Consider the following 11,494-nt stretch of genomic DNA (forward strand, 5'->3'; position numbering starts at 1 on the left):
TGCGGCTATTGCAGGGCGTGATGTATAACGTCACAATCGCGCCATGATCGTTAGTTGGAAACATAAAGGCCTTCGCATCTTTTATGAAACGGGCTCAACGAAAGGGATCAATGCCAACCACGTGAATCGCTTGCGCCGTGTCTTGCTGATTTTAGATAGCGCGATTCATTGGAGTGATCTGGAACTGCCAGGTTGGCGCTTCCATCGCTTGAAGGGAGATCTTGTCGACTACTGGTCAGTGAGCATCAGTGGTAACTGGCGCATCATTTTTCGTATGTATGACGATCAAGTCGAGCTGGTCGACTATCTGGATTACCACTGAGAAGGGGTCTGTTTATGGGTATGCACAATCCTCCTCACCCAGGGGAAATACTGCTTGAGGATGTCATTCCCGGGCTTGGAATGACGATCACTGAAGTTGCTCGACGCCTGGGTTTCGCTAGGGAAACCTTTTCAAGAATTCTTCATGGGCATGCGCCTGTTAGCCCTGATCTAGCTGTGCGGCTTGAGCGCGCAGGCATCAGCAAGGCCCAGATGTGGCTCTCAATGCAGAGCAGTTATGACCTGTGGCAGGCAGAGCATAGAGAACAGCCTGTTATTGAGCGGTTTGCTCGGATTGAGTAACCGAGATTAAAGAGCCCGGCTTTGGCCGGGTTTTCGTTGCCTGCGATATCTTGAGCTCTCGGAGATTTCCCACGAGCCTTTCAGGTTGTCCCTCGGAACTCACCTCACTAGCCTTTGCCAGTCGCTGCCAATTCAGTGACCGGGACTGCAAGCCCGCCGATAATTTGTTAGTGCTGAACAGCGCACCTATAATCATGCCGCTTTCATACAGCGGTTATTGAGTCATGGTGGCTGTGTGCGGGAGACCCTCGGGTCTGCCGAGGTTCCTAACAACTCGGTCTTGCAGACCCGTACACAGCTGCCACCCATCATCTGCAAGTGATGTCGGTAGCTCCCACTTTTTGTTAGGAGTTTTACCATGATCAAAAACAGTCCAAATCCTCCATCTGATTCTCAGCCCACCGACCAACTCTTCACCGTACTACCCAACCTGAACAGCGAAACCCTACTCGCCAATGCTTCCCAAGACCTGGCATCCGTGCAGGCACTGGCGGGCAATCTGGCTTTTGATGTCGACGGCCCGCAGCGAGATGCAGTGCTGGGGATTCATCGGATGGTAGAAGGTATCCAGTTGATGGTCGATCGGGTGTTGGACCTACAGGAAGTACCGATCAGCAACTGACCCCACCCACTCTGTGGCGAGGGAGCAAGCTCCCTCGCCACAGAGTGGTCAGGCGTTGATTGGACGGGTAACCAACCGCTCCAATGCCTCGCCCAACCCTAAAGCCTTGTCACCAATCAACAGGTGCCAAACACCGCTTTCCAGCTGGCTGACGCCTTGGCAACCCAGCGCAGTGAGATCAGCTTCAGACAACCCCGAATCATCCCCCAGCTCTACCCGCAACCGGGTCATCGCCACCGCTTCCAACTCCCGCACATTCCCGCGGCCACCCAACGCGCTCAGCCATTTCTCGGCCTCCTGCACATTCACCGTCACCGGCTTATCCACAGGCGCAGCCGTCACCGGTGCACTGGCAACAAACGACGGCATCGCCAAGCGAATCTCATCAGCAATGCTATCCGCCATCGGCCCGACCACCACCTGCAAACTCCCGCCGTTCCCCGGCCGAACTACGGCCATGGCGCCCAGTGCTTTGAGCTCCGAGTCCACCGCCTTGGTGCGATCAACCATGTCCAAACGCAGGCGCGTCGTACAGGCGCCGACACTCAACAGATTGGCCGAACCGCCCAGCGCACGGATGTAGGCACTGGCCCGCTGGTTATCCGTCATTACCTCAGCCTGCACCACCTGGATATCTTCCCGGCCCGGTGTCTTCAGGTTGAAGCGACGAATGCAGTAGTTGAACACGCTGTAGTAAATCACCGCATAAGTCAGCCCAACCGGGAACACCAACCAACCATTGGTGGACTTGCCCCAACCCAGCACCATGTCGATAAACCCACCGGAGAAGGTAAACCCCAGGTGGATATTCAGCATATTGGTGACAGCCATCGACAAGCCCGTCAGCACGGCGTGAATCAGGTACAGAAACGGCGCAAGAAACATGAACGCAAATTCAATCGGCTCGGTCACCCCGGTCAAGAAGGAGGTCAGCGCCATCGACAGGAAAATCCCGCCCATCACCTTGCGTCGTTCCGGCAGTGCATTGCGGTACATCGCCAGGCACGCGGCAGGTAGGCCGAACAGCATCACCGGGAACATGCCGGTCATGAACTGGCCGCCTTTCGGGTCGCCCGCGAAGTAGCGGGTGAGGTCGCCGGTCACTACCGCACCGGTCGCCGGATCGGTAAAGGTGCCAAACACAAACCACGCCATATTGTTGAGGATATGGTGCAGGCCAGTGACGATCAGCAGGCGGTTAAACACGCCAAACACGAAGGCGCCAATGCTGCCGCTTTCCATCAGCAGCACGCCAAAGCTGTTGATGCCTTGCTGGATCGGCGGCCAGATCAAACCAAAGATCACCCCCAGCCCGACCGCGCTGAACCCGGTAACAATCGGCACAAACCGCCGCCCACCAAAGAACGCCAGGTACTCCGGCAGCTTGATGTCCTTGAAGCGGTTATACAGCCCGCCCGCCATCAAGCCGCTGGCGATACCGGCGAGCATGCCCATGTTGATGGACGTGTCCATCACCTTGAGCGTGGAGACCATCACCAGGTAACCAATCGCCCCGGCCAACCCCGCTGTGCCGTTGTTGTCGCGGGCGAAGCCCACGGCGATGCCGATGGCGAAGATCAGTGCCAGGTTGGCGAAGATCGCCTGCCCGGCGTCGTGCATCACCGCGATGTTCAGCAGGTCGGTGTCGCCCAGGCGCAGCAGCAGGCCGGCAATCGGCAGGATCGCAATCGGCAACATGAGTGCACGGCCCAGGCGTTGCAGGCCTTCGATGAAGTGTGGGTACATGGCGTGTCTCCTTTTGTTGTTATCAGCTCAACGGCCAGTGGTGTTGACAGGCTTGGCGAACGGCCTCTGCGCAGCTCAGGTCGAGCAGGCCTTGGCTTAATTGCCGGCATTGCGCTGCGTCCAGGTGGCGGACGCGGTCCTTGATTTCGCCGATCTGCGGCGGGCTCACCGACAGTTCGCTGACGCCCAGGCCGATCAGCACCGGCGTAGCCAGCGGGTCGGAGGCGAGGGCGCCACATACACCCACCCAGCGCCCGTGTTTCGCAGCCCCTGCACAGGTCTGGGCGATCAGCCGCAACAGCGCCGGGTGCAACGCGTCGACCCGCGCGGCGAGGCCGGCGTGGTCGCGGTCCATCGCCAGGGTGTACTGGGACAGGTCATTGGTGCCGATGGACAGGAAGTCTGCGTGCTTGGCCAACTGGTCGGCCATCAGTGCGGCGGCGGGCACTTCGATCATCACACCGAGTTCGGGGCGTTGGGTCAGTTCCAGCTCTACGCACAGTTCATCCAGGCGCTGGCGGATGTGCAGCAGCTCATCCACTTCGCTGACCATCGGCAGCAGGATGCGGCACCGCGCCAGCGGGCTTACTTGCAGCAGGGCACGCAATTGCTGGTCGAGCACGTCGGGGCGGACCTGAGCCAGGCGAATACCGCGCAGGCCCAGCACCGGGTTAGCTTCGACAGGTAGTGGCAAGTAGTCGAGCTGCTTGTCGCCACCCACATCGATGGTGCGGATGATCACGGACTTGTCGCCCATGGCATCCAGCACTGCCTGATAGGCGTGACGTTGTTCCTGCTCATCCGGCGCGGTGCAGCGGTCGACGAAGAGAAATTCGGTGCGCAGCAGGCCGACGCCATCAGCGCCGTTTTCAAAGGCCACCTGGGCTTCGGCACTGGAGGCGACGTTGGCGGCGACTTCGATGGTCACGCCATCAAGGGTGTTCGCCGGCTCTTGGGCCTGGGCCTGTTGCTGTTGGCGGCGCAGCTTTTGCGCGTCGCGAATCTGGTGCACTTCGGCGTGACGCGCTTCGGTGGGCTCCAATTCCAGACGGCCGTTGACGGCGTCGAGTACCACGCGTTGGCCTTGGGGCACGTCGAGCACGTCGGCGCCCAGTGCGACCACACACGGCAAGCCTTTGCCACGGGCCAGGATTGCCACATGGGACGTGGCGCCGCCTTCGGCCATGCAGATGCCGGCAGCCTCCTGGGCACTCAATTGCAGCAGGTCCGACGGCGTCAACTCATGGGCGCTGACGATCGCACCTGCAGGCAATTCGAAGTGCCAGGCTTCCCCCAGCAGTGCGCGCAATACGCGTTGTTGCAAATCCCGTAGATCATTTGAACGTTCGGCGAACAGGGGTTTGCCCAAGGCCAGCAACACCGCGCATTGCGCCTGGATCGCATTGCGCCAGGCGTGGGTAGCGGCGCTGCCGTTTTCGATGGCGCCGGTGGCCGCTTCCAGCAGTGTCGGGTCTTCCAGCAAGGCGAGATGCGCCGCGAAGATGTCCTCTTCCTCGACGTTCTTACGCTGGCGGGCGTGCTCCAGTGTCGTGCGGATTTCACTGCGCACTTGCTCCAGCGCAGCGTCCAGGTGTTGCAGTTGTTCGTCGGCAGAATGGTTGCCGGTGTCGGCTGGCAGTTCGATGCCGGTCAGGCGGAACAGCGGCCCGCAGACCAACCCCGGCGCAGCACACACGCCTTGCAACACGCCGACTTCGGTATTTGCCCGGCGTGGCGCGACGATGGCAGGGGTGTGGTGTTCTTCTTTGATAGCAGCGGACAAGGCCGCGACCAACGCCTGCAACGCGGCCTCTGCATCCTTGCCGCGACAGCTCACACGGACTTCGTCACCCTCGCCAATGCCCAAACCCATCAAGCCAATCAGGCTGTCGCACGACGCCGACTTATCGCCGAACTGCAGCTGTGCCTGGCTGCTGAAACCCTGGGCGGCCTTGCGCACTAATGCCGCCGGGCGCGCATGCAAACCGCCCCGATGGGTGATGCGCACGTTAGCGCTGGCTTCAGCTTCCGAGTTATCCACAGGCGCTTGAGCCGACGCCGCCGAACGCGCCACGATCTGCACCAGCGGCTCGCCGACCTTGACCGTTTTCCCCGCTACCGCGCGCAACTCGAAGCGCTCGCCATTGGTCAGGATGATCAGGCTGACCAGGCTCTTGCACTGGCGCGCAATGCGGTCCAGGTCAAACTGCACCAACGCCTGGCCCTTGCTGACCCGCGCGCCGTCCTTCACCAACAAGGCAAAGCCTTCGCCCTTCAGCTCGACCGTGTCGATGCCCACATGCATCAACACTTCGGCGCCGTTATCGGCGCGAATGGTCAGCGCATGCCCGGTGCGGGCGACATGGATGATCACCCCGTCACACGGTGCGTGCAGGCAATCGTTCAGCGGGTCGATGGCAATGCCGTCGCCCATCGCGCCGCTGGCGAACACTTCGTCGGGAACGTTGCCCAGGGCCAGCACCGGCCCGGTGAGGGGAGCGCTGAGGGTCAGATCATTATTGTTCTTGGACATCGGCACGGTACTCATCAGGAAAACACGGCAATCGACTCAGTGAGTGCGAGTGACTTTGCTCAGGTGGCGTGGCTGGTCGGGATTCATGCCCCGGGCTTCGGCTAAACCCGCAGCCATGACGTAAAAGCTCTGGATCGCCAGGAGCGGGTCCAGACTTGGGTGTTCGGCGCGGCTCAGGGGCAGGTCGCGCTCGGCGATATCGTCCGGCGCGGCCAGCAAAACGCGTGCACCGCGCTGGCGCATATCGGCGGCCAGGCTCAACAGGCCGGCTTGCTCGGCACCGCGTGGGGCAAAAACCAGCAATGGGTAGTTGTCGCCAATCAGGGCCATTGGGCCGTGACGCACCTCGGCGCTGCTGAAGGCCTCGGCCTGGATCGCCGAGGTTTCCTTGAGCTTGAGCGCGGCTTCCTGGGCGATGGCAAAACCGGCGCCTCGGCCGATGACCATCAGTTGCTGGCAGTCGCGCAGGGCATCGATGGCGATGCTCCAGTCCTGTTGGGCGGCGGCGCGCAGGTCATCGGGCAGGGCGCGACAGGCTTGCAGCAGCTCGGCGTCGCCGTTCCAGTGGCCGATCAATTGCGCAATGGCGCTGAGGGTGGCGATAAAACTCTTGGTCGCGGCCACGCTCTGTTCCGGGCCTGCACACAGCGGTATATGAAACTCGCAGGCGGCTTCCAGCGGCGAGTCTTCGGCGTTGACCAGCGAAATGCTCAAGGCGCCGCGCTTGCGCAGCAGGCGCAGGCTGTTGACCAGGTCCGGGCTCTGGCCCGACTGGGAGAAACCAAACACCACCTGGCCGCTGACTTTCATCGGCGCCTGCAGCAAGGTCACCACCGACATGGGCAATGACGCCACCGGAATGCCCACATGCTGCATGGCCAAGTAGGCGAAGAAGCTGGCGGCATGGTCCGAGCTGCCACGCGCGATGGTCATCGCCACGTGTGGCGGCTGACGGCGCAGGCGGCCGGCGATTTCTTCCAGCGCCGGGTCCAGGCGTTGCAGTTGGGCGGCGACGGCGTCGCAGGAGGCCAGGGCCTCTTCAAGCATTTTTGAAGTCAATGGTTTCTCCTTCGACCATTACGTCGGTGAGTATCAGGGAGCGGTCCAGGCGTACGCAGTCGGCAAAGCTGCCGGTTTGCAGGCGGCCGCGTTCTTCCAGGCCCAGGTAGTCCGCAGGAAATTGCGACAGGCGTTGTGAGGCTTCGCTGATGGGCAGGCCGATTTTCACCAGGTTGCGCAGCGCCTGGTCCATGGTCAGCGTGCTGCCGGCCAGGGTGCCGTCGGCCAGGCGCACGCCACCCAGGCATTTGGTCACGGTGTGGCTGCCCAGCTTGTACTCGCCATCGGGCATGCCGGCGGCGGCGGTGGAATCGGTGACGCAATACAGGCACGGGATCGAACGCAGCGCCACGCGCATGGCGCCGGGGTGCACGTGGAGCAGGTCCGGGATCAGTTCTGCATATTTCGCGTGAGCCAGGGCCGCGCCGACGATGCCGGGCTCGCGGTGATGCAGCGGGCTCATGGCGTTGTACAAATGGGTGAAGCTGGTGGCGCCGGCGGCAAGGGCTGCAACACCTTCTTCATAGCTGCCGAGTGTGTGGCCGATCTGCATGCGCACACCGCGTTCGCTGAGGGCGCGGATCAGAGCGTCGTGCCCGGCGATTTCCGGGGCGATGGTGATCACGCGGATCGGCGCCAGGCGCAGGTAGGCTTCCACTTCTGCCATCAACGCGGTGTGGGCGAAATTGGGTTGGGCGCCGAGTTTTCCCGGATTGATGTAGGGCCCTTCCAAATGCACACCGAGTACGCGGGCGCTGCCTGTCGGGCGCTGCTCGCAGAAGCTGCCGAGTTGGCCGAGCACGCTGGAAATCTCGTCGACCGGTGCAGTCATGGTGGTAGCCAGCAGCGAGGTCGTACCAAAACGCACGTGTGTGCGGGTAATCGTCTCGAAGGCCTCCAAGCCTTCCATGATGTCTTTGCCGCCACCGCCGTGCACGTGCAGGTCGATAAAGCCAGGCAGCAGGTAAGGCAAATCGTTTTCCGCCGGGTCGCAGGGCACGCCGTCAATGGCGGTTACCTTGCCGTGTTCGTGCACCAGCCGGCCGCGAATCCAGCCGGCGGGCGTGAGGATATTGTCTTCGGACATGGGCAGTTCTCTAGAGTCGCAGTTCAGCGGAGTAATCATGGCGGCGCAGCTCTGCGACGAAGTCGTAGTAGTCGTTGCGGCAGTAGGTGTCGGTAATTTCGATGGGCGTGTTATCGGCGGTGTAGCCCACCCGGGTCATCAGCAGCATGGCGGTGCCGGGGGCGATGCCCACCAGCTTGGCGAACTCATCCGAGGCGTTGATCGCCTGGATGTGCTGCAGGGCACGCACCACAGGTTTGCCGATGCCTTCCAGGTATTCGTACAGCGAATTGCCAATGGCTTGCGGATGCGGCAGCACCGAGGCGGGCAGGGTGGTCATTTCAATTGCCATCACCGTGTCGTCGGCCTTACGCAAACGCTTGAGGCGCGCCACTTTGTCGGCGGGCGACAACCCCAGGCGAATCAGTTCTTCGTGGGTCGGCTGGGTAATTTCGCGCTCCAGCCATTGGGAAGTGGGCACAAAGCCCTTGAGCCGCAACATCTCGCTGAACCCCGACAAGCGTGACAGCGGCTGTTCCAAGCGTGGCGAAATAAAGGTGCCGGAGCCTTGATTGCGGCGGATCAGTCCTTGGGCAAACAACACTTCCAGCGCTTTGCGAGCGGTCACTCGCGAGATGCTCAGTTGCTCGCTGAGCACGCGTTCCGACGGCAGTGCCTGTTCCGACGTCCACTGGCCGGCATGGATCGCCGCTTCCAGTTTGCGCGCCAATTGCAGGTACAGCGGCGTGGATTGTTTATCGTCAGGGCGCAGGGCCAGGATGGGATTCATCTGTCAGGTTTCCGATGCGTTATTGGAGTGTTGTCGCCCGGTAATGGCCGAAAATTAATACCACTTAAATACCATGTCAATGCAGCCAAAACGGTGCAAGCAATGGTTTAAGGGCCCTGCAATGGGGCCTGGTATCAAGTGGTATTAGAGAGGTCTGTATCGCGCGCAGAACTGTGCAGCCCGGCCTGGTGAACTGGTATTCACCGGCAGGCGCCGGCTGGGGCAGGAATTTTTTTTGAATTATTTTACGAACGGTACGAGATTACGGACGAATCTCGATCAGGGTGCCGTCTTTGACCAGGTTCCACACTTCACGCATATCCACGTTGCGCATGCCGATGCAGCCGTCGGTCCAGTCCAGAGTGTGAAACCACTGTTCCGGGTAATCCTCGGTGTCGGGGGTGCCGTGGATCATGATCATGCTGCCCGGCTTCACGCCTTCGCGGCGAGCGCGGGCGGCGTCGCTGATATTCGGGTAGGAGATGTGCATGGCCAGGTTGAAGCGGTCGCTGGTCTTGCGCCAGTCGAGCCAGTAGAGGCCCTCTGGTGTGCGGCGGTCGCCCTCGATCAGCTTGTGGCCCTTGGGGTTCTTGCCCAAGGAAATGCGGTAGGTCTTGATGGGCTTGCCGTCGTTGATCAGTTGCAACTGATGGGCGGACTTGAGCACCAGGACTTTTTCGACGGTTTTGCCGCCCAGGGTTTCTACGGTGGCGGCCGACGACAGGTTCGCGAACGACAGGCAGATAAGAGCAAGCAACCAACGCATTGAAACGGGTATCCCTAGTGTCATGGGGCGGACTTGCCCAGCGGCGGTACAGCCTCGCTGCGCACCGGGAAGGATTGCTGTCGGCGGTCAGCGAAAAAGTATTCCAGGGTCCGCCCGACCGTGCGGAAAGCCAGCTCGGACCAGGGGATGTCGGCTTCGTCGAACAACTGCACTTCCAGGCTTTCGGGGCCTGCGGCAAAGTCCAGGTCGAGCAGGTCGGCGCGGTAGAAGATATGCACCTGGTTGATATGCGGCACGTCAATCAGCGTGTAAATGGCCATGTTGTGCACGCGCGCGCAGGCTTCTTCCAGGGTTTCGCGGGCGGCGGCCTGTTCGACGGTCTCGCCGTTTTCCATGAAACCGGCGGGCAGGGTCCAGTAACCCAGGCGCGGCTCGATGGCACGGCGGCACAGCAGCACTTTTTCGCCCCACACCGGCACCGTGCCGGCAACGATGTTGGGGTTCTGATAGTGAATGGTTTGGCAGTGATCACACACAAAGCGCAGGCGGCCGTCGCCTTCGGGGATGCGCTGGGAAACCGGTTTACCGCACTGGCTGCAGAAATTCATGCTGGGGTTCCTGGAAAGTGCGTCTATCTTGGCGTGACGGGCAGGGCGCTGCAACAAGTTGTCGTTTAGCGACACTACGCGGGTTTTGGGCTTGGGCACCCGCGAGCTTTGGTGCATGATGCAAGGTAGGCAACAGACCGAGATGACTCATGCTGGACGAGCTACTTCGCCGGGTAAGCAATCACACCCCCCACATGCTGGAAACTGACGGGCGTTTCCCCGAGGCCGCGGTGCTGGTGCCGATTACCCGCAGTGACGAACCTGAGCTGATCCTGACCCTGCGCGCCAGTGGCCTGTCGACCCATGGTGGCGAAGTGGCCTTTCCCGGCGGGCGCCGCGACCCCGAAGACCCGGACCTGATCTTCACCGCGCTGCGCGAGGCCGAAGAAGAAATCGGCCTGCCGCCTGGGCTGGTCGAAGTGATCGGCCCGCTGAGCCCTTTGATCTCCCTGCACGGCATTCGGGTCACGCCTTATGTAGGCGTCATCCCCGATTACGTCGAATACCTGGCCAATGATGCCGAGATTGCCGCTGTTTTCAGCGTGCCTTTGGACTTTTTCCGACAGGACCCGCGCGAACATACCCACCGAATCGATTACCAGGGCCGCAGTTGGTACGTACCCAGCTATCGGTTTGGCGAATACAAGATCTGGGGGCTGACGGCGATCATGATCGTCGAGCTGATCAATTTGCTCTATGACGACGCCAACATCAGCCTGCACCAGCCACCCAAGAGCTTCATCAATATCTAAGCCATCGTTTGAATGGCAACGCCGTGAGGGAAAATCATGAAATATCGCCTGGGCGACGCCCGCGTCGAGACTCATCCACAGAGCTGGGTGGCACCGAATGCCACGCTGGTGGGCAAGGTCAAGCTGGAGGAGGGCGCCAACGTCTGGTTCAACGCGGTGTTGCGCGGCGACAACGAACTGATCCTGATCGGCAAGAACAGCAATGTGCAGGATGGTAGCGTAATGCACACCGACATGGGCTACCCGCTGACCCTGGGCACCGGCGTGACCATTGGTCATAACGCCATGCTGCACGGTTGCACGGTGGATGATTACAGCCTGATCGGCATTAACGCGGTGATCCTCAACGGCGCGAAGATCGGCAAGCACTGCATCATCGGCGCCAACTCGCTGATCGGCGAGGGCAAGGAAATTCCTGATGGTTCGCTGGTGATGGGGTCGCCAGGCAAGGTGGTGCGGGCGTTGACCGACGCGCAAAAACGCATGCTTGAAGCCAGCGCTGCGCACTATGTGCATAACTCGCAGCGTTATGCGCGTGACTTGGTTGAGCAGGAAGAATGAACCCGAGTGAACGCCCTGTCGCGTCGCCGTGCGTGAGCATTTGCGCATTGGATGACGACGATATTTGTACTGGCTGCCAGCGCACGGTAGATGAGATTACGCGGTGGAGCCGCATGGACAATGCCGAGCGCCGGGTGGTGTTGGGGTTGTGCCATGAGCGGGCGGTGGCGGGTGGGTTGGTGTTTATGGTTTCCGGGAAACCTGGCGGCTGATAGACCGCTATCGCAGGCAAGCCAGCTCCCACATTTTGACCGCGTTCCAACAGGTTAAACGCGGTCGAATGTGGGAGGCCCCACTACATCTTCGACGTAGCGCTGTCGCGCATCAAACTGGTTCATCGTAAGGTTATAGAACGCGTGCGGGGCAAAGGCCGTAGCCAGCACTGGTGTGTCAGCACCCGAGTGGG

Annotated in this window: 13 protein-coding genes; 6 read left to right on the top strand and 7 right to left on the bottom strand. The window is 61.0% G+C overall.

Annotated elements, in window-relative coordinates; translation table 11 throughout:
• Positions 1-43: 43 nt before the first annotated feature.
• The 3 genes from AACY08_RS18410 to AACY08_RS18420 all read left to right on the top strand — a co-directional run bounded on the left by AACY08_RS18410 (position 44) and on the right by AACY08_RS18420 (position 1,246).
• Complete coding sequence (locus AACY08_RS18410; protein ID WP_015885715.1) at positions 44-322, top strand: type II toxin-antitoxin system RelE/ParE family toxin; 279 nt, start codon at positions 44-46, stop codon at positions 320-322.
• Between the two features lie 14 nt (positions 323-336).
• Positions 337-624 (top strand): HigA family addiction module antitoxin, encoded by a 288-nt coding sequence (locus AACY08_RS18415; RefSeq protein ID WP_010207958.1) that lies wholly within the window; start codon positions 337-339, stop codon positions 622-624.
• A 358-nt stretch (positions 625-982) separates the two neighbouring features.
• Positions 983-1,246 carry a DUF6124 family protein gene (locus tag AACY08_RS18420; protein ID WP_339470761.1) on the top strand — a complete coding sequence of 88 codons (264 nt, stop codon included), beginning with the start codon at positions 983-985 and terminating at the stop codon, positions 1,244-1,246.
• Positions 1,247-1,294: 48 nt separating this feature from the next.
• Here AACY08_RS18420 and nagE read toward each other — a convergent pair whose 3' ends face one another.
• The 7 genes from nagE to AACY08_RS18455 form a co-directional block, all read right to left on the bottom strand.
• Positions 1,295-2,992, bottom strand: a complete 1,698-nt coding sequence (nagE, locus tag AACY08_RS18425) for an N-acetylglucosamine-specific PTS transporter subunit IIBC (protein WP_339470762.1) — start codon at positions 2,990-2,992, stop codon at positions 1,295-1,297.
• 22 nt (positions 2,993-3,014) lie between these two features.
• Positions 3,015-5,525 (bottom strand): phosphoenolpyruvate--protein phosphotransferase, encoded by a 2,511-nt coding sequence (gene ptsP, locus AACY08_RS18430; protein ID WP_339470764.1) that lies wholly within the window; start codon positions 5,523-5,525, stop codon positions 3,015-3,017.
• 36 nt (positions 5,526-5,561) lie between these two features.
• Positions 5,562-6,584: an SIS domain-containing protein gene (locus AACY08_RS18435; protein ID WP_339470766.1), complete on the bottom strand. Its 1,023-nt coding sequence runs from the start codon at positions 6,582-6,584 to the stop codon at positions 5,562-5,564.
• Complete coding sequence (nagA, locus tag AACY08_RS18440; RefSeq protein WP_339417321.1) at positions 6,565-7,671, bottom strand: N-acetylglucosamine-6-phosphate deacetylase; 1,107 nt, start codon at positions 7,669-7,671, stop codon at positions 6,565-6,567. Before nagA ends, AACY08_RS18435 begins: the two co-directional genes overlap by 20 nt.
• Positions 7,672-7,681: 10 nt before the next feature.
• Positions 7,682-8,440 carry a GntR family transcriptional regulator gene (locus AACY08_RS18445; protein ID WP_339417320.1) on the bottom strand — a complete coding sequence of 253 codons (759 nt, stop codon included), beginning with the start codon at positions 8,438-8,440 and terminating at the stop codon, positions 7,682-7,684.
• A 262-nt stretch (positions 8,441-8,702) separates the two neighbouring features.
• Positions 8,703-9,206 carry a L,D-transpeptidase family protein gene (locus AACY08_RS18450; RefSeq protein WP_339417319.1) on the bottom strand — a complete coding sequence of 168 codons (504 nt, stop codon included), beginning with the start codon at positions 9,204-9,206 and terminating at the stop codon, positions 8,703-8,705.
• 20 nt (positions 9,207-9,226) lie between these two features.
• Positions 9,227-9,775, bottom strand: coding sequence for an NUDIX hydrolase (locus tag AACY08_RS18455; RefSeq protein WP_339417318.1), 549 nt, complete (start codon positions 9,773-9,775; stop codon positions 9,227-9,229).
• Positions 9,776-9,924: 149 nt separating this feature from the next.
• Between AACY08_RS18455 and AACY08_RS18460 the strand changes: the two genes are divergently transcribed.
• The 3 genes from AACY08_RS18460 to AACY08_RS18470 are packed head-to-tail and all read left to right on the top strand — an operon-like array spanning position 9,925 to position 11,300.
• Entirely contained in the window at positions 9,925-10,527 is a 603-nt protein-coding gene (locus AACY08_RS18460; protein ID WP_339470767.1) for a CoA pyrophosphatase, read from the top strand.
• 36 nt (positions 10,528-10,563) lie between these two features.
• On the top strand, positions 10,564-11,088 hold the full coding sequence (locus AACY08_RS18465; RefSeq protein WP_339417316.1) for a gamma carbonic anhydrase family protein: 525 nt from the start codon (positions 10,564-10,566) through the stop codon (positions 11,086-11,088).
• Positions 11,085-11,300, top strand: coding sequence for a DUF1289 domain-containing protein (locus AACY08_RS18470; RefSeq protein WP_065874560.1), 216 nt, complete (start codon positions 11,085-11,087; stop codon positions 11,298-11,300). Before AACY08_RS18465 ends, AACY08_RS18470 begins: the two co-directional genes overlap by 4 nt.
• Positions 11,301-11,494 lie beyond the last annotated feature (194 nt).

Origin of the sequence: Pseudomonas sp. EL_65y_Pfl1_R83, assembly GCF_963970695.1 — a bacterium.
GTDB lineage: Bacteria > Pseudomonadota > Gammaproteobacteria > Pseudomonadales > Pseudomonadaceae > Aquipseudomonas > Aquipseudomonas tritici.

What these genes read in the sequence shown, in the direction of transcription:
- nagE (WP_339470762.1), bottom strand. Translation starts at nt 2,992, where the DNA reads ATGTACCCACACTTCATCGAAGGCCTGCAACGCCTGGGCCGTGCACTC.
- AACY08_RS18420 (WP_339470761.1), top strand. Translation starts at nt 983, where the DNA reads ATGATCAAAAACAGTCCAAATCCTCCATCTGATTCTCAGCCCACCGAC.
- AACY08_RS18445 (WP_339417320.1), bottom strand. Translation starts at nt 8,440, where the DNA reads ATGAATCCCATCCTGGCCCTGCGCCCTGACGATAAACAATCCACGCCG.
- nagA (WP_339417321.1), bottom strand. Translation starts at nt 7,671, where the DNA reads ATGTCCGAAGACAATATCCTCACGCCCGCCGGCTGGATTCGCGGCCGG.
- AACY08_RS18415 (WP_010207958.1), top strand. Translation starts at nt 337, where the DNA reads ATGGGTATGCACAATCCTCCTCACCCAGGGGAAATACTGCTTGAGGAT.
- AACY08_RS18410 (WP_015885715.1), top strand. Translation starts at nt 44, where the DNA reads ATGATCGTTAGTTGGAAACATAAAGGCCTTCGCATCTTTTATGAAACG.
- AACY08_RS18470 (WP_065874560.1), top strand. Translation starts at nt 11,085, where the DNA reads ATGAACCCGAGTGAACGCCCTGTCGCGTCGCCGTGCGTGAGCATTTGC.
- AACY08_RS18455 (WP_339417318.1), bottom strand. Translation starts at nt 9,775, where the DNA reads ATGAATTTCTGCAGCCAGTGCGGTAAACCGGTTTCCCAGCGCATCCCC.
- AACY08_RS18450 (WP_339417319.1), bottom strand. Translation starts at nt 9,206, where the DNA reads ATGCGTTGGTTGCTTGCTCTTATCTGCCTGTCGTTCGCGAACCTGTCG.
- ptsP (WP_339470764.1), bottom strand. Translation starts at nt 5,525, where the DNA reads ATGTCCAAGAACAATAATGATCTGACCCTCAGCGCTCCCCTCACCGGG.
- AACY08_RS18465 (WP_339417316.1), top strand. Translation starts at nt 10,564, where the DNA reads ATGAAATATCGCCTGGGCGACGCCCGCGTCGAGACTCATCCACAGAGC.
- AACY08_RS18460 (WP_339470767.1), top strand. Translation starts at nt 9,925, where the DNA reads ATGCTGGACGAGCTACTTCGCCGGGTAAGCAATCACACCCCCCACATG.